The organism is Rhizobium sp. ERR 1071, from assembly GCF_007828675.1.
Lineage (GTDB): Bacteria > Pseudomonadota > Alphaproteobacteria > Rhizobiales > Rhizobiaceae > Rhizobium > Rhizobium dioscoreae.
Map to the genome: position 1 here is coordinate 19,122 of NZ_VITM01000016.1, position 17,176 is coordinate 36,297.

Below are 17,176 nucleotides of genomic sequence, written 5' to 3' on the forward strand. Positions count from 1 at the left end.
CGGTCAGCCTTTGAGACCGGTCATGGTGATGCCCTCGACGAAACGCTTCTGTGCCAGAAGGAATGCCGCGACGAGGGGAAGGGTGATGATGAGGGTTGCAGCCATCAGCGCGCCGTAGTCGTCGCCGGCTTCGGCGGCGCGGAAATACATGAGACCCAGCGGCGGCGTGAAATATTCCTGCTTGGTGATGACGATCAGCGGCCAGTAGAGATCGTTCCAGTGCGCGACCACCGAAAAGATCGCGAAAGCCGTGACTGCCGGCCAGGCATTCGGCACGATGACGCGGGCGACGATGCCGATTTCAGACATGCCATCGAGGCGGGCGGCGTGGATCAGATCGTCGGGCATGGCGCGGAAGAACTGCAGGAACATGAAGATCGCGAAGACCGAGATCGAGAAGGGCGCGACCAGGGCGGCGTAGCTGTTCAAGAGCGACAGGCTGTTGAAGCCGACATAGAGCGGCAGCGCCGTCGCATGGATCGGGATCAGCAGGCCGAGCATGACCAGCACCATCATCATGCGCGCCGCCGGGAATTTCAGCTTCGCCATGGCATAGGCGCAGGGGATGGCGATCAGCACCTGGAAGAAGAAGATCAGGCCGCAGACGAAGACGCCGTTGAACAGCAGCGTGCCCATCGAAACCTTGCTCAGCGCCTTGGCGATGTTCTCGACGTAATAGAAATGCGTCGGGATCAGCTTTAGTGCCGAAGTGAAGATATCGTCCTGCGCCTTGCCGGCGGTCGAGATCATGAAGATGTAGGGCGCGAGGAAGACGAGCGAGCCCAGGATCAGCAGAGAGAGGCGCAGGATGCGGCCGGGAGTGTAGCCTGTCGAGGTCATGTGTAATGCACCTGCCGGTCTTGGACGCGATATTGCAGGAAGGTCAGCACCACGAGGATAGCGAGAAACACCGTGGTCATTGCCGAGGCATAACCGACGCGGAGATAGACGAAGCCTTCCTGGTAGATGGTGAAGAGCAGGACTTCGGAGGCATGGTTCGGGCCGCCGTCGGTCAGGGCCTTTACGGTGTCGAAGACCTTCACCGCATTGATGATGCTGATTGTGGTCACAAACAGCGTCGTCGGCCCGAGCATCGGGCAGGTGACGAGCCAGAAGCGGTCCCAGGCCGATTTCGCACCATCGACTTCGGCTGCGGCGTAGAGTTCACGCGGGATGGCGGTGAGGCCTGCGAGAAACAGCACCATGTTGAAGCCGACCGATTGCCACACGCCGATGATCGACAGGCTGTAGAGCGCGGTCGCCGAGGCGCCAAGCCAGTTAGGGCCACGCACGCCGATCTCGCCGAGCAGCGCGTTGATCGGGCCGATCGTCGGATGGAAGAGATATTGCCAGACGGTCGCCATCGCGACGATCAGCGAGGCGACGGGCAGGAAATAGGCCGTGCGGAAGAAGCTGCGGCCGATGCCTTCGCTCTCGATCAGCAACGCGACGCCGAGGCCGAGCACGATCGAGACGGGTGCCACGATGGCGGTGTAGGTCGCCGTGTTCCAGAGCGATTTCTGGAAGGCGCGGTCGCGAAGCAGATGCGCGTAGTTCTCAAAAGCCACGAAACGCAGGCTCTTGTCGCCGAGCTGGAAATCCGTGAAGCCGAGTACGACGACGGCGACGATCGGCACGATGATGAAGAGCACGATCAGGATGATGGCGGGCAGAGCGAAGAGGAGAGCCGTACGGGCCTCGCTGCGTTCGCGTGCCGCGGCCGCCTGCATCGGCAGGGAGGTGGCAGCGATGCTAGCCATGCGCCTTCTCCCGCGTGGCATCGACCGTCGTCGGGCTCGCGCGCAAACGGCGGCCGTCTTCGGCGAAGACCAAGGCTTGCTCGGCCGTGAGCGTCAGCGCAACCGGCGCACCGGCGGATAGACCGGCGACTTCTGCCGGTGCGAGCTTGACGACCATGGTTTCGCCGATGGCGTCGAGCTTGGCATAGAGGATGACTTCCGAGCCTAGGAATTCCATGCGCTCGATATGGGCGGCGAGCGCATCCTGGCGGTCCTGGGAGAGCTGGACGAATTCCGGGCGAATGCCGAGGGTCACATTCCTGCCGGCAAAGCTGCTGTCGTCGAGCGCCAGCCGGATGCCGCCGAAGGCGACGGTGCCGTTTTCGGCGAGCGCCGGCAGCAGATTGATGCGCGGCTGTCCGACAAAACGGGCGACTTCCACATGAGCCGGGTCGTCATAGATCGTTTGCGGCGAGGCGATCTGCAGCAATTGCCCGCCGATCATGACGGCGACGCGGTCGGCCATCGACAGCGCCTCGGCCTGATCGTGAGTGACGTAGACCGTGGGAACACCGGCGCGGCGATGCAGATCGACGATCTCACCGCGGGCATGGACACGCAGATTGGCGTCGAGATTGGAAAGCGGCTCGTCCATGAGGAAGACGGCGGGACGGCGGACCATGGCGCGGGCCAGCGCCACGCGCTGGCGCTGGCCGCCCGACATCTGGCCCGGCTTGCGATCGAGCAGGTGATCGATCTTCAGCGAGACGGCCATGTCGCGGACATCGCGGATGATGCCGGCGCGAGCCGCGCGCTGGCCGGGGATGAGCGAGCCGATGAAGGGGAGGCGCTGGACGCGCGACAGGCGGCGCATGGCGAGCGGCACGGCAATGTTTTCCGAGGCCGTCAGGTGCGGATAGAGAGCGTAGGACTGGAAGACCATGGCGATGTTGCGATCGGCAGCTGCAACGCCGGAAACGTCGCTGCTGCCGAGGATGATTTCGCCGCTGTCGGCATGGTCGAGACCGGCGAGGATGCGCAAGAGCGTGCTCTTGCCGCAGCCCGAGGGGCCGACGAGGGCGATGAATTCGCCGGGCTGGACGTCGAGATCGACGCCCTTGAGGATGGCGTTGCCGCCGAAGGATTTGGCGATGCCGCGAAGCGAGAGTGCGCTCATTCGGTCGGCTCCTTTGCCTTGGGGGCGGCCTGCGGATAGACTTCCATGACAACATCATCGAGGAAGTAGGCAGTCATGCCGGGTACGGCGACGAGCTCCGTAGAGACCGTTTCGCTAAGTTCATGGATCGCTGCGCCGATCAGCCGTTCGCCGGGCATTTCGCGTTCCATCTTGTCGAGGATGAAGGCGCCGGGCGGTGCCCATACCAGGTTGGTGTCATTGAAGCGGCCTTCCCAGGTCCAGTGCAGGTGGCCGCTGCCGAAGAGGGCGACGTCGTGGGCCGCGATCAGATCGTAGAGACGGCGGCGCTGGGCCGGGCGCACGCTCCAGTAACCGGTATCGCCCTCATCGGGCGCATCAACGAAGAGCGGCTTGTGGGCGAAAAGGGCAATGCGACGCTCGCCACGGCTTTCGAGTATCTCCTGCAGCCAGTCGAACTGCTTCTGCTCCTCGGCATCCTCGACGCCCATGAGCAGGCTGTTGAGGCCGATCAGCCGCCAGTTGCCGACATCCTTCGCCCAATAATCCGGGCCGACGAGGCGGCGCCAGCGGTCCAGCCGTTCGGGATTGACGGGCTGATAGGAGCCGGGCAGGTGGCCGACATCGTGGTTGCCGGGGACGATGAGCATTGGCACGGAGACCTGCCGCATCATCTCCATGGAGAAGACGAGATCTTCATCCCTATCGGCGCCGTCAACGCTGAGATCGCCGGTATGAACGACGAGATCGGCGCCGCTTGCCTCGATCCATTTCGCCAGCGGCTCCCAATTGCCGTTGAAATGTGGCTTGTTGGGGCTCAAATGGGTGTCGGTGATCTGGATGATCTTCACGGCGCTTCTCCGAGGTCTTCAGAATGGTGCGCCTGTGGAAGGGATTGCCTTCAAATGGGCGCGTCTATGCGCTCTCTTTAGAAGGCGCCCATGTCAGTCAGGTAACAGGTCTTTTCAGCTGTTTTTCAGTTTTGTCATATCGCCGTCAAATGGCGCCGCCTTTCGCTTCGTGCCAAATGGAAGCACTGTACGCGGCGATGTCGGTGCTATAGATCGTTGCGAAAGGGGTCCGATATGTCATACGAAGAGAGCCGCATCACCAAACTCGAGGAGATGGTCGCTCATCAGGCCAAGACGATCGAGGAACTGTCCGACCAGATTGCCGAGCAATGGAAGGTCGTCGAACAGACCAGGCAGAAGCTCGACCGGCTGACCGAGCGGTTTTTGACGCTGGAGGAACAATCGCTCGAAGCGCCGGCCATTACCAAGCCGCCGCATTACTGAATCAGGTCACCGCGTCATTCACGTTTCGGTGTTACACGCGGGCGTGTGTAACAAAAGAGCCTGTCTTCCCGTATTTCTTTGTGACCGGAGCATTTGCATCGCGGTCGAGAGGAAATCACCATGAAGATTTTATCGACGGACATGATCCGATTCCGTTCAGCACGCTTTGTTCGCTTCGCCGGCCTGACAGCGGCAGTATTGCTTGGCGGCGTTGCGCTGCAATTTGTCGGCCGTGCTTCGGCCGAGGACGCGCGTGTCATTCCCGCACCGAGCATGGACGAGAAGGCAGCCTCTGCCAACACGGAGACGGCGGTGCTTGCCGGCGGCTGTTTCTGGGGCGTGCAGGGCGTCTTCCAGCACGTCAATGGCGTCATCAGCGCGACGTCAGGCTATACCGGTGGCAGCAAGGATGCGGCGCATTATGAAATGGTGAGCGGTGGCGATACCGGCCATGCCGAATCCGTGCGCATCGTTTTCGATCCGCACAAGATCAGCTACGGCCATCTGCTGCAGATCTATTTCTCAGTGGCACATGATCCGACGGAGCTGAACTATCAGGGGCCGGATACCGGGACGCAATATCGCTCGGCGATTTTCCCGACCAGCCAGTCACAGGCCGATATTGCCAAGGCCTATATCGATCAGCTCAACCATGCCAAGGTCTTCGACGCCATGATCGTCACCAAGATCGAGCCGGCGCGGCAATTCTATGCCGCCGAGAGCTATCATCAGGATTTCCTGACGACGCATCCGACGTATCCGTACATCGTCATCAACGATCTGCCGAAGATTAAGAACCTCGAGCATCTCTTTCCTAGGGATTATCGCCCCGACCCGGTTCTGGTGACCGCGAGCGCCGGCGCGAACTGACCGATAGCCGATGAGCTAACCGGCGAGCGATGCCCGCCGGTCACGGCCGCCTTGCAAGAAATGCTCATTACTCTCAGCGCGTCTGGTGTATTGCTGCGCCACCTGACATTCATCGAGAGTGCGCTTCGCCATGATCGTCCGCGACCGGCCGAATCTTTTCCAGCTTTTCTTCATCCTTCGTGGGTCGATCATCCGGCGTATCCTGCCGCAGATCATTGCCATCTTTCTGCTGTCAGCATTGATCGTCTGGGGCCATGAGGAGCGGCCGAACCTCATCGTCTCCTTCAACGGCTCGGCGCTATCGCTGCTCGGTATCGCGCTTTCGATCTTCCTCGGTTTTCGCAACAATGCCTGCTACGACCGTTGGTGGGAGGGGCGGCGCGACTGGGGGCAGCTCGTCCATCTCGCGCGTGGCTTCGCCCGGCAGACGTTGGTGCTGGAGAGTGCAGGGGAGGCCGGCATCGAAGCGCGCAAGGACCTGCTGCGCCTGACGATGGCCTTCGCGCAGGCGCTGGTCTGTCTTCTGCGGCCCGGCAGCGACGAGGGCAAGGTGTTTCGCCTGCTTGCTCCGAGCGAGGCGGAGTTTTACCATGCGGCCCGCAACAAGCCCGATCTCATTCTGCGCCTCATGTCTGCCGATCTGGCGCGATTGAAGGCACTGGGCACGATTTCGGATATCCAGTACCAGATGCTGGATATCACGATCGGCCAGATGGGTGCGGCCCAGGCGGCTTGCGAGCGGCTGCGCAATACGCCGCTGCCCTTTGGCTACACGCTGCTTCTGCATCGCACCGCCTATCTCTTCTGTTTCCTGCTTCCCTTCGGTTATGTCGATACGCTCGGCTGGGGGTCGCCCTTCGTGACCGCCCTGATCGCCTATACCTTCTTTGGCCTGGATGCGCTGGGCGACGAGCTGGAAGACCCTTTCGGCCATCGCCCCAATGCGCTCGCCATCGGTGCGCTTGCGGATACGATCGAGATCGATCTGCGCGAAGCGCTGGGAGAAACCGACCTGCCGCCGCTGCCGCAGCCCAAGGACTTTCTGCTGATGTGAAAATCGGCAAAAAATATTCTTTGGGCGATGGAATAGAATCCGGAGTGCTTCCGTATATAGGTGTATGGAACGCAAAGGACGCACATTCGATGTTTTAGGGCAGCTCGGTTCGCTGAGACGTTATGCCCGCTCGCTCGTGCGCAATGCGGACGAGGCCGAGGATCTGGTGCACGACGCGCTGGTCAAGGCCTATGAGCGCAAGGCTTCTTTCAGGCGCGACGGCAATCTGCGCACCTGGCTGCTATCGATCCTGCACAATGTGCATATCGACCGCCTGCGCCAGAAGAAGTCGTTGAACCGCCGTCACGAGGAGGCTGCGGCCGACCTCGAAACGGCATTGCCGGCATCGCAGGATCACACGGTTCGCCTGAACCAGGTCCGCGAAGCTTTCTTCAGTCTGCCCGAGGAGCAGCGCGAGGCGCTGCATCTGGTGGCGATCGAGGATCTCTCCTATCAGGAGGCGGCATCAGCACTTGGCATTCCTCTGGGCACGCTGATGTCCCGCATTGCCCGGGCTCGCGCGAGCCTGCGCAATTTTGAGGAGGCGACCTCCAAGGTTTCACATCTCAGGCTTATCGAGGGAGGCGGCAATGAAAATCGTTGATCCGATCATCGATACCGATCTCGACGCCTATGTCGACGGCGAACTGACGCTTGCGCGCCGTGTCGAGGTGGAATCCTATCTCTCGGAGCATCCGGAGATCGCCGCCAAGGTAATGGCCGATATGAGCATCCGCGGCGAGCTGCGCATGGCGCTGGCCGGAGAAGGCCATGTGGTTCGGGCGGAAACGCGTGAGGCCGCACGGCGGCTGGAACGCGGGCTGGTCTACGGCCGTATGCTGGGCTCTTTCCAGCGTGTTGCGGCCGTTGCCGTGCTGGTCACGACCGGCTGGGTTGCGCATACGTCCTTCGGCGCCTTTACGGCGAGCGAGGTCAGCGCGTCGACACGGCCGCCGGCCTTCGTCGACGATGCTGTGCGCGCCTACAAGACCACGGCCGTGCGCGAAGAAATCAAGCCGCAGTCGGCGGCTGCAAATTACAATCCGGATGAAATCCGCGCATCGACGGCAATCATTTTGCCGCAGCTGCCGGGCGACTGGCGCGTCACCGATGCGCAAATCTATCCGTCCGAATTCGGTCCGAGCGTCGAAATGATGGTCGATGCCGGCGCAGACGGACATTTGTCACTGTTTGCCGTCCGTCCGGGCAATTTCGCCGTGCAGGATGTCAGTCACATCAAGCGTGACGATGTCCAGGCTGCCTATTGGCAGATCGGGGAAGTCGCCTATGCGCTGATCGGCAACGGCAAGGCGGGTCAGCTTGACGGCGATGCCGAAAAGCTTGCCCGCAGCCTCTACTAGTTTGGATTAAAGGAGAACGACCATGAACCCGACCAATCCGCGATACGGCTACGGAGCCGCCGCCGGCTCTCAGGCGCTCTTCGACGAGGGGCTGCGCCGGCATATGCTGCGCGTCTACAACTACATGGGTATCGGCCTTGTCGTGACGGGTATCGTCGCGCTGATCGTCGGCACGACGCCGGCGCTCTATGTGCCGATCTTCCAGAGCCCGCTGAAGTGGGTCGTCATGCTGGCGCCGCTTGCCTTCGTGTTCTTCTTCTCGTTCCGCATCCAGTCGATGTCGGCCAGCACGGCGCAGATGATGTTCTGGGCCTTCTGTGCCGTCATGGGCCTGTCGCTGGCCTCCGTCTTCCTGGTTTTCACCGGCACGAGCATCGCGCGTACCTTCTTCATCGCCGCGACCATGTTCGGCGCGACCAGCCTCTACGGCTATACGACGAAGCGTGATCTCTCGAACATCGGCTCGTTCCTGATGATGGGTCTGTTCGGTGTCATCATCGCCAGCATCGTCAATATCTTTCTGGGTTCGAGCGCACTGCAGTTCGCCATCTCGATCATCGGTATCGTCGTCTTCGTCGGCCTGACCGCCTGGGATACGCAGAACATCAAGGAGCAGTATGCCGAAAACTACGATCAGGAATCGCAGCAGAAGCTCGCCGTCTTCGGTGCCCTGTCGCTCTATCTGAACTTCGTCAACATCTTCCAGTTGCTGCTGAATTTCACCGGCGAGCGGGAGTAGTTTGAAATTGCCTGCTTGAGCATGGTCAGAGCTAAAGGGCACTCCACGCCTTTGGTGATCATGCTCCGGTAATGCGTCTCCCTGGGGGCTTGTTGAGACGCATGACGCGCCTGCAGTATCTGCGCCGATACTGCAGGCGCAACTTTTTTGGGAGAACGGCACACGGGATGTGCACCGATATTCGCCGCCACGCGGCAAAGGGGAAGGTGCCGGATTAAAAGAGCACTGTCTAAAGAAAAGGCCCGATAGCGCAGATCTGCTGCCATCGGGCCTTTCATCATTGGAGATATGCGGTTTCTCGTCCGTCAGGAGACGAGCCTGATCTTACCATTCGGCGACGCTGCCGTCCTCATGGCGCCAGACAGGGTTGCGCCAGCGATGGCCTTCCTTGGCACGCTCGATGACATAGGCTTCGTCGACTTCGATGCCGAGGCCGGGTCCCTGCGGGATCGAAACGAAACCATCGGCATAGTGGAACACTTCCTTGTTGGAGATGTAGTCGAGGATGTCGTTGCCCTTGTTGTAGTGAATGCCGAGGCTCTGTTCCTGGATGAAGGCATTGTAGCTGACGGCGTCGACCTGCAGGCAGGCGGCAAGCGCGATCGGGCCGAGCGGGCAATGCGGGGCGAGCGCCACGTCATAGGCTTCGGCCATGGCCGCGATCTTGCGGCATTCGGTGATGCCGCCTGCGTGGGAGAGATCGGGCTGAAGAATGTCGACATAACCGTCCGACAGGACCGACTTGAAGTCCCAGCGCGAATAGAGACGCTCACCCAAAGCGATCGGCGTCGAGCAATGATTGGCGATTTCCTTCAGCGCCTCGCGGTTTTCCGACAGCACCGGCTCTTCGATGAAGAGCAGCTTGTAGGGTTCCAGTTCCTTGGCGAGTACCTTGGCCATCGGACGATGGACGCGGCCGTGGAAATCGACACCGATGCCGATATAGGGGCCGATTGCCTCGCGGATGGTGGCGATGGTGTCAACGGCCTTCTCCACTTTGTCATAGGTATCGACGATCTGCATTTCCTCGCAGCCGTTGAGCTTGATCGCCTTGAAGCCGCGGGCGACCACATCCTTGGCGTTGTTGGCGACGTCGGAGGGGCGGTCGCCGCCGATCCAGGAATAGACTTTGATCTTGTCACGCACCTGACCGCCGAGCAGCGAATGGATCGGCTGACCCAGCGCCTTGCCCTTGATGTCCCAGAGAGCTTGGTCGATGCCGGCCAGCGCCGACATGTGAACGGCGCCGCCGCGGTAGAAACCGGCGCGGTACATGACGGTCCAGTGATCCTCGATCAGGAAGGGGTCTTTGCCGATCAGATAGTCTTCCAGTTCGTGCACGGCGGCCTGTACGGTCAGCGCACGGCCCTCGACCACGGGCTCACCCCAGCCGACGATGCCTTCATCGGTCTCGATCTTCAGGAACAGCCAGCGCGGGGGAACGATATAGGTCGTCAGCTTGGTGATTTTCATGGGAATGATTCCGTTTGGCTTTGGGTTGTGTCAGCGGCGCGAGGCCGCAGATCTCCGGGTTTCGGGATTGGTTATCCGGCCTTCGTCCAGCCGTCGTTCGACAGCGAGATCGCGGGCCGCAAGATCGAGCATGCGATGGGCACAGGCGCGTGCGGCATCGCGGTCGCGCAGGCGCAGTGCCTCGACAAGTTCGCCGTGAACGGCAATCGCTTCGTCGCGGCTATCGGCGGCGACGTTGGAGGCGTGCAGAGCATATTTCAGGCCGGCATGCATGGCGCTGGAGAGGCGCCGGAACACCTGGTTGTGACTGGCGCTCAGAAGTACGCTGTGGAAGGTCACGTCGGCTTCGGTAAAGCCTTCCGGATCATCGCCGCTGTCGCGCATCTGCTGCCATGCACTCTCCAGGTCGGCAATTTCGCGGGCCGTGGCGCGCTCGGCCGCATATTCTGCGGCGGCGGGCTCTATGGTGCGGCGCGCTTCGAGAATGGAGCCGAGAATATCGAAATCGGCGATATAGGGACCCATCCATGCCAGCACGTCCTGGTCGAGAATGTTCCAATCGTCCTTGTCGCAAACGGTGGTGCCGATGCGCGGCTTGCCACGCACGAGCCCCTTGGACTCCAGCACCTTGAGGGATTCGCGGATGACCGTGCGGCTGACGCCGTACATTTCGCAGAGATCGTTTTCGCGCGGCAGGGTCGAGCCGGAGGGGTAGCGTTCGGCACAGATATCTTCGGCGATCGCCGCCGTCACGTTTCTGCGCACGCGCGGACGGCGGCCGGGCTGAGCCGATGACTCGTGCCCCTGTCTTTCGAGCGATTCCACCCTATCTCCTCCACACCGTTTCGCATGCTTTTCCGAATACCTTCTCTTTCGACGAGAGGGGCTTCCATGCGGGCGATGCCTTGCCGCGCTTCGCGCCCAGGTGAACGCGATGATATGGTAATCATCATACATTGGCAATATGCTTGTATGATGATTTAAAAAGGCTTCGATGAGGCTATCCGGGAACAATCCCTCGTCCCATGCTTTTCGAAATCGGCCTCGCTGCTGTTACGGCGGCGTCGTCTTGGGCGGATAGAAGAACTATGGTGACGATGCAGGCGGTCAAGCCGCTTGCCGTCGATCATCAACGGGAGGCGCGGTTCCGCTCCCGAAATTCATTCAACGACAAGGAGGATGACATGCAGATCAATCGCACAGGTTCGGCTCAATGGTCCGGTGGCTTGAAGGACGGCAAGGGTCAGATCTCGACGCAGAGCGGCGCGCTCAATCACTATCCTTACGGTTTTGCCAGCCGCTTCGAAGGCGTTGCCGGCACCAATCCGGAAGAGCTGATCGGCGCGGCGCATGCCGGCTGCTTCACCATGGCCCTGTCGCTGATCCTCAATGAAGCCGGTTTCACCGCCGAAAGCATGGAGACGACGGCCAAGGTGACGCTTGAAAGCGTCGAAGGCGGCTTCGCCATCACCGCAATCCACCTGACGCTGACCGGCAAGGTGCCCGGCGCCGATGAAGCGACCTTCACCGAGCTTGCCAACAAGGCGAAAGCCGGCTGCCCGGTTTCCAAGGCGCTTGCCTCCGTTCCGATCTCTCTGGAAGTTCACGCCGCCTGAGCGGCCTCTAAGGTCTTCGCGTCGCGCTGGCTGGCGCGGCGCGTTTCGTATATATTCCGCATTCGGGGCATTGGGCTGTCATTTCCATCGAAATGCAATGCTCACTTGGAGGGGCGAATGTCTGGAATTCTCTTGATTCACGTCGTCATCAGCTTGGTCGCCATCATCAGCGGCATCGTGGTAGCCTACGGCTTTCTCACCGCCGACCGTCATAATCGTTCGACGCTCGTCTACATGCTGACGACGGCTCTCACCAGCTTGACGGGTTTTCTGTTCCCGTTTCATGGCGTGACGCCGGCGATCATCGTCGGCATTATCTGTCTGCTGATCTTCATTCCGACGGCGCTGGCGCGCTACACATTCCACCTTGCCGGCATATGGCGTGCCATTTTCGTGATCGGCGCGCTCGTGTTGTTGTTCTTCAACTGTCTGGTGCTCATCATTCAATCGTTCCAGAAGATACCGGAGCTCAATGCGCTGGCGCCCACCGGAAACGAGCCGCCGATTCTCGCGGCGCAGGTGGCGCTTTTGGTGGTCATCGTCTTCGTCGGCTTTTTCAGCCTTCGACGTTTTCATCCGACACTCTTGAGCGCCTGACAACGCAGCGGCGGTGCCGCGATAAAATTTCGGACACTTTCGGCTTCGCCCCGCGAGGCTGTTGTCGATCGTTTAACTGTTGCTTCAAGTAGTTCGGCGCATTCTCGGTTTATTGAATAGCATCTAAAAGCCGCCCAAGTTGTGGTCGGCTTTATTGACATCGGCGCTCTGATGGTTTACGAGTGACGAAAATTGAAAATCGTCACTCGTAAACCATCAGGCCTGCTTATGCTCGATCTTTCCGACGTTAGCGCCGATCCTGCCCGCCAGGAAAACATCACGCGCATTCTCGATGCCGCCGAAAAGCTGTTTCGCCACTATGGCTACAGCAAGACGAACGTCGCCGATATCGCCCGGGATCTCGGCATGTCGACGGCAAATATCTACCGGTTCTTCGGCTCCAAGACGGAAATCCACCAGGCTCTTTGCGGGCGCATGCTCGGCCAGAGCTATCAGATGGCTCTTGGTATCCGTAATCAGCCGATCAGCGCGACCGAGCGGCTACGGGCTTACGCGCTATCTCAGTACAAGATGATATTGGAGACCATGCTGGATGAGCAGAAGGTTCACGAGATGGTCATCGTCGCCATCGAGCGCGACTGGCATGTCATCGAAAAGCATATCGAGCGTACGCAGGCGCTGGTCGCCGAAATCATCGCGGAGGGGATTGCTGCCGGCGAATTCGCCGAACAGGACCCGCATCTTGCCGCCAAATGCTTCGCTGCGGCGACCGTCGATCTCTGTCACCCGCAAATGGTGGCCCAGTGCCTTGCCAAGCCCTACCAGGCAGATCCCGAAGATATCATCGCATTCGTCATCAGGGCTTTGAAGAAATAGCAATGCGCGCACCGGATGGCCGGCGTGTTTCCACTTTTTGTTCGATTTTAGGAGAGCGACATGGTTTCGCTGACGACCAACACTCTACGGGCCGCTGCCGGTGCGGTTCTACTTGCAGCCTTGGGGCTCGGGCTTTCGGGCTGCAATGAGAAGAAGGAAGAGACGGCGGAGGTGATCCGGCCGGTCAAGGTCGTCGAAATCGCCCAGGCGGACACGACGCGCAAGCTCGACTATTCCGGCGCCGTTCGTGCGCGGACGGAAATGAATCTCGGCTTTCGCGTCAATGGCAAGATCATCGAGCGCAAGGTGGATATCGGCCAGAGGGTAAAGCCCGGCGATGTGATCGCCCGCATAGATGCCACCGACTATATCCTCGCCGTGCGCCGCTCGCAGGCCGATCTGGATGCGGCCGAAAAGCAGGTGCAGACGACCGAGCTTGCCCGCACGCGTGCACAGACGCTCTTTAACAAGAATGTCACCTCGAAGTCGCAGCTCGAGCAGGCGGAGCTTTCCTATGAGCAGGCCGTTTCGACGCGCGATTCCGCGGTGTCGGCATTGACCGAGGCGAAGAATCAGGTCGCCTATGCTGACCTGACCTCCGACATGAATGGTATCGTGACCGCAATCAATGCCGATGTCGGCCAGGTGGTCAGTTCCGGCACACCAGTCATCACCGTTGCCGTCGATGGCGAGAAGGAAGTGCAGGTCGCTGTCCCGGAAATGGACATCGCCCAGTTCAAGGTCGGCAAGGACGTCAAGGCGCGCTTCTGGTCCGACGCGGCGCTCGTGCTGGATGGAAAGGTGCGTGAAGTGTCCGGGAGTGCCGATCAGTCGCGCACCTTCGCGGTGCGTGTGAGCGTGCCGAACGATCCGCGCGTTCTGCTTGGCATGACCGCGACGATCGAGGCGCTTGCCGACAATACGCAGCCCTATGTTTCCATTCCGCTGAGCGCGCTTGCACAGAGGGACGGGCAACAGATCGTCTGGCTTGTCGACCGCAGTGCCGGCACTGTGCATTCCCGGACCATCAAGGTCGCGGACTTTTCCGATGACGGCGTGCGCGTGGCCGATGGCCTCAAGACCGGTGATGTCGTCGTTGCAGCCGGCACCCAGTTCATGAGCGAAAACATGAAGGTCAAGCTTCCGAGCGTCGGCGCTCAGCAGGCCTCCGCTGACACCAAAGCCGCTTCGGCGGATATCGTACGCTGATCCGGATAGAGGGGGACGACGTCATGTCCATCAATAGCACCTCTGGCGAGAGGAAGCGTTTCAACCTGTCGCGCTGGGCGATCGCCCATCCAAGCATCGCGCGCTTCCTGTTCGGGCTCATCATTATCGCCGGCGCGCTCGGCCTGACCCATATGGGTCAGAAGGAAGATCCGGATTTCACCTTCCGCGTCATGGTCGTGCAGACCGTCTGGCCCGGCGCCTCCCTGCAGGACATGGAAGACCAGGTGGTCAACAAGATCGAGCGCAAGCTGCAGGAAACGCCGCATCTCGATTGGGTCAAATCCTACACCCGCGCCGGTTTTGCCATCACCACCATCCAGATCAAGGGCGACACCAACACCGCCGAGGTGAAGGACGCCTTCTATCAGATCCGCAAGAAGGTCGGCGATATCGGCAACGAGCTGCCGTCCGGCCTGCTTGGGCCTTATTTCAACGATGAATTCGGCGATACCTTCATCACGCTGCATTCGATCAGCGGCGACGGCTACACCTATCCGGAGCTGAAGAAATTCGCCATCCAGGCCCGTGACATGCTGCTTTCGACGCCTGGCGTCGAGAAGGCCACCATCATCGGCGATCAGGCGGAGCAGATCTATATCGACGTCTCCTCCAAGGTTCTGGCGGAGCGCGGGCTGACGCTCAACGATCTGAAGAACGCCGTTGTCGGCCAGAACAATGTCGATCCGGCCGGTAATGTCGATACGAGCACGCGCTCCGTGCGTATTTCGGTCGAGGGTGACGTCAACAAGATCGAGGACATCAAGAACCTGCGGCTCAACGCCGGCGGGCAGGTGACTCGTCTCGGCGATATCGCTACCGTCACCGCCGGCCTGCAGGATCCCTATACAGCCAAGTTCCTCTACAATGGCCATCCGAGCGTTCAGCTCGGCGTCGTCATGGCTCCTGGCTTCAAGGTGACCGATGTCGGCAAGTCGGTTGAGGAAACCTATAAGCGCTTCGAAGCCTCGCTGCCGGTCGGCGTTCAGGTCGATCAGATCGCCAACCAGCCTGATGTCGTCACCGACGCGATCAGCGAGTTCATGCATGCGCTGGGCGAAGCTCTCGTCATCGTGCTGATCGTCTCGTTCCTCTCGATCGGCTGGCGTTCCGGCCTCGTGATTGCCATCGCCATTCCGCTGGTGCTGGCCGCGACCTTCGCCATCATGTACGAGTTCGGCATCGACCTGCAGCGCATTTCGCTCGGCGCGCTCATCATCGCGCTCGGCCTGCTGGTCGACGACGCCATGATCGTGGTCGAGCTCATGGAGCGCAAACTGGAGGAAGGCCTCGTCAAGCTCGATGCGGCCAGCTTCGCCTATTCCTCGACCGCCTTCCCGATGCTGACGGGCACGCTGATCACCACAGCCGGCTTCATCCCGGTGGGCTTTGCAGCGTCGACAGCAGGCGAATATGTCCGCACGCTCTTCTACGTCGTCGGCATCGCGCTCGTCGTCTCCTGGTTCGTGGCCGTGTATTTCACGCCATGGCTCGGCTACATGATCCTCAAGCAGCGCCACCATGCCGGCGAGCATCATGATGTGTTCGACACGCGCTTCTATCGCCGCCTGCACTCCTCGGTCGCCTGGGCCGTACGCCATCGCGTCATCGTTCTGCTGCTGACGCTTGCCGCCTTTATCGGCAGCCTGTGGTCCTTCCAGTTCATTCCGCAGAACTTCTTCCCGCAATCGTCGCGTCCGGAAATCCTCGTCGATCTCTGGCTGCCTGAGGGCACCAGCATCAAGGAGGTCGAGCGCGAGGCTCAAGCGCTGGAAGCCCGTATGGCCGATGATCCGGACAAGCGCTTCATCGCTACCTATGTCGGCCAGGGCGCGCCGCGCTTCTTCCTGCCGCTCGATCAGCAGCTTACTAACCCGAACTATGCCCAGATGCTTGTCATGGCCAAGGACGAGCCGGCTCGCGAGCGGCTGATCGCCAAGATGCGAGGCATCCTGGCGGCGGATTTCCCCTCCGTCCGTGGCAAGGTCGACCGCCTGTTCCTCGGCCCGCCCACAGGCTGGCCCGTGCAGCTACGCGTCATGGGTCCGGACCGGCAGGAGGTTCGCCGTATTGCCGACCAGGTGAAGCAGCGCTTTACCCAAAACCCGCTGCTCGGCGCCATCCATGATGACTGGCTCGAGCCGGTGCCGGCGATGAAGCTGGTGATCGATCAGGACCGTGCCCGCGCTCTCGGCGTTACCTCGCAGCGCATCCGCCAGATGCTGCAGGCCTCGATGTCCGGCTTCACGCTCGACAATTATCGCGAGGGTGAGGAAACCGTCGGGATCGTTGCCCGCGAGCCGGAGGCAAGCCGTCATCTGCTGACCTCGGTCAACTCCGTCTATATCCCGACCGACTCGGGCGGGTTCGTGCCGCTGTCGCAAGTCGCCAAGATCGTGCCCGTCATGGAGCAGAGCATCGAATGGCGCCGCGATCGTCTGCCGACTATCTCAGTGCGGGCAACCTTGCCTGATAACGTGCAGTCGAACGACGTGACGGCCAAGCTCTACAACGATATGGCTGATCTGAGGAGCAGCCTGCCAGCCGGTTACAAGATCGAGATCCAGGGCGGCGCCGAAGACAGCGCCGAAAGTCAGGCCTCGATCGCCGCCAAGGCGCCGATCATGCTCGTCATCATCGTCCTGCTGTTGATGGCGCAGCTGCAGCACTTCGGTAAGGCAATGCTGGTGCTGGCGACCGGCCCGCTCGGCATCATCGGCGCAGCAGGGGCTCTGCTCATCAGCGGTGCGCCCTTCGGCTTCGTCGCGATCCTCGGCGTCATCGCTCTGCTCGGCATCATCATCCGCAACTCGATCATCCTCGTCGACCAGATAGACCAGGATATCGCGGCCGGGATGGATAGGAAGGAGGCGATCATCGGCTCGGCCGTACGTCGTTTCCGCCCGATCATGCTGACGGCGCTGACGGCCGTTCTGGCGCTGATCCCGATCTCGCGCGGCGTCTTCTGGGGACCGCTCGCCTACGCCATGATGGGCGGCATTCTGGTCGCGACCGTGCTGACGATCTTCGTCCTGCCCGCCGGCTACGCCCTGTTCTTCGGCCGCGAGCCGAGGAGCAAGTCGGCGGAACCGCCGGCCAAGGAGCAGGCCGACGCGGAGGAGCAGAATACGATCCAGCTGCCGCCGGCCGTGGCGGCGGAGTAAGGCACCTGAAAGAAACAAATATCCCGGCTTCGAGCCGGGATATTTGTT

The 17,176-nt window shown here is 60.9% G+C and carries 17 protein-coding genes; 11 read left to right on the forward strand and 6 right to left on the reverse strand.

Features of this window, described 5'->3' with window-relative positions:
* Window positions 1-3 precede the first annotated feature (3 nt).
* The 4 genes from FBZ99_RS30215 to FBZ99_RS30230 are packed head-to-tail and all read right to left on the reverse strand — an operon-like array spanning window position 4 to window position 3,746.
* Window positions 4-840, reverse strand: a complete 837-nt coding sequence (locus FBZ99_RS30215; protein ID WP_145636586.1) for a carbohydrate ABC transporter permease — start codon at window positions 838-840, stop codon at window positions 4-6.
* The gene (locus FBZ99_RS30220; RefSeq protein WP_145636588.1) at window positions 837-1,760 is read right to left on the reverse strand and encodes a carbohydrate ABC transporter permease; all 924 of its coding nucleotides are present in this window, start codon (window positions 1,758-1,760) and stop codon (window positions 837-839) included. Before FBZ99_RS30220 ends, FBZ99_RS30215 begins: the two co-directional genes overlap by 4 nt.
* Entirely contained in the window at window positions 1,753-2,916 is a 1,164-nt protein-coding gene (locus FBZ99_RS30225) for an ABC transporter ATP-binding protein (RefSeq protein ID WP_145636591.1), read from the reverse strand. The genes FBZ99_RS30220 and FBZ99_RS30225 overlap by 8 nt, the downstream gene beginning before the upstream one ends.
* Complete coding sequence (locus FBZ99_RS30230; protein ID WP_145636593.1) at window positions 2,913-3,746, reverse strand: metallophosphoesterase family protein; 834 nt, start codon at window positions 3,744-3,746, stop codon at window positions 2,913-2,915. The genes FBZ99_RS30225 and FBZ99_RS30230 overlap by 4 nt, the downstream gene beginning before the upstream one ends.
* A 234-nt stretch (window positions 3,747-3,980) precedes the next feature.
* Between FBZ99_RS30230 and FBZ99_RS30235 the strand changes: the two genes are divergently transcribed.
* The 6 genes from FBZ99_RS30235 (at window position 3,981) to FBZ99_RS30260 (ending at window position 8,214) form a co-directional block, all read left to right on the forward strand.
* Window positions 3,981-4,190: a SlyX family protein gene (locus tag FBZ99_RS30235; protein ID WP_113354466.1), complete on the forward strand. Its 210-nt coding sequence runs from the start codon at window positions 3,981-3,983 to the stop codon at window positions 4,188-4,190.
* 120 nt (window positions 4,191-4,310) lie between these two features.
* A complete protein-coding gene (gene msrA, locus FBZ99_RS30240) occupies window positions 4,311-5,060 on the forward strand; it encodes a peptide-methionine (S)-S-oxide reductase MsrA (RefSeq protein ID WP_113354467.1) in 750 nt (249 codons plus the stop codon).
* Window positions 5,061-5,190: 130 nt separating this feature from the next.
* On the forward strand, window positions 5,191-6,114 hold the full coding sequence (locus FBZ99_RS30245; protein WP_145636595.1) for a bestrophin family protein: 924 nt from the start codon (window positions 5,191-5,193) through the stop codon (window positions 6,112-6,114).
* 64 nt (window positions 6,115-6,178) lie between these two features.
* Window positions 6,179-6,718: a sigma-70 family RNA polymerase sigma factor gene (locus tag FBZ99_RS30250; protein WP_113354469.1), complete on the forward strand. Its 540-nt coding sequence runs from the start codon at window positions 6,179-6,181 to the stop codon at window positions 6,716-6,718.
* Window positions 6,705-7,475: an anti-sigma factor family protein gene (locus FBZ99_RS30255; RefSeq protein WP_113354470.1), complete on the forward strand. Its 771-nt coding sequence runs from the start codon at window positions 6,705-6,707 to the stop codon at window positions 7,473-7,475. Before FBZ99_RS30250 ends, FBZ99_RS30255 begins: the two co-directional genes overlap by 14 nt.
* A 22-nt stretch (window positions 7,476-7,497) precedes the next feature.
* Window positions 7,498-8,214, forward strand: coding sequence for a Bax inhibitor-1/YccA family protein (locus FBZ99_RS30260; RefSeq protein WP_112341769.1), 717 nt, complete (start codon window positions 7,498-7,500; stop codon window positions 8,212-8,214).
* A 324-nt stretch (window positions 8,215-8,538) separates the two neighbouring features.
* On the opposite strand, the gene dgoD is transcribed toward FBZ99_RS30260, so the two are convergent.
* Together dgoD and FBZ99_RS30270 are read right to left on the reverse strand one after the other, a co-directional pair.
* On the reverse strand, window positions 8,539-9,687 hold the full coding sequence (gene dgoD, locus FBZ99_RS30265) for a galactonate dehydratase (RefSeq protein ID WP_145636597.1): 1,149 nt from the start codon (window positions 9,685-9,687) through the stop codon (window positions 8,539-8,541).
* 30 nt (window positions 9,688-9,717) lie between these two features.
* Window positions 9,718-10,512, reverse strand: coding sequence for a FadR/GntR family transcriptional regulator (locus FBZ99_RS30270; protein ID WP_145636599.1), 795 nt, complete (start codon window positions 10,510-10,512; stop codon window positions 9,718-9,720).
* 359 nt (window positions 10,513-10,871) lie between these two features.
* Here FBZ99_RS30270 and FBZ99_RS30275 point away from each other — a divergent pair, with 359 nt between their 5' ends.
* From FBZ99_RS30275 to FBZ99_RS30295, 5 genes are all read left to right on the forward strand, one after another.
* The gene (locus FBZ99_RS30275; RefSeq protein ID WP_004117925.1) at window positions 10,872-11,303 is read left to right on the forward strand and encodes an OsmC family protein; all 432 of its coding nucleotides are present in this window, start codon (window positions 10,872-10,874) and stop codon (window positions 11,301-11,303) included.
* Window positions 11,304-11,420: 117 nt separating this feature from the next.
* A complete protein-coding gene (locus FBZ99_RS30280; protein WP_145636601.1) occupies window positions 11,421-11,900 on the forward strand; it encodes a hypothetical protein in 480 nt (159 codons plus the stop codon).
* 228 nt (window positions 11,901-12,128) lie between these two features.
* Entirely contained in the window at window positions 12,129-12,737 is a 609-nt protein-coding gene (locus FBZ99_RS30285) for a TetR family transcriptional regulator (protein WP_113332469.1), read from the forward strand.
* 60 nt (window positions 12,738-12,797) lie between these two features.
* Window positions 12,798-13,946, forward strand: coding sequence for an efflux RND transporter periplasmic adaptor subunit (locus tag FBZ99_RS30290; RefSeq protein WP_113354474.1), 1,149 nt, complete (start codon window positions 12,798-12,800; stop codon window positions 13,944-13,946).
* A gap of 23 nt (window positions 13,947-13,969) precedes the next feature.
* Window positions 13,970-17,128, forward strand: coding sequence for an efflux RND transporter permease subunit (locus tag FBZ99_RS30295; RefSeq protein ID WP_173002422.1), 3,159 nt, complete (start codon window positions 13,970-13,972; stop codon window positions 17,126-17,128).
* Window positions 17,129-17,176: the final 48 nt, after the last annotated feature.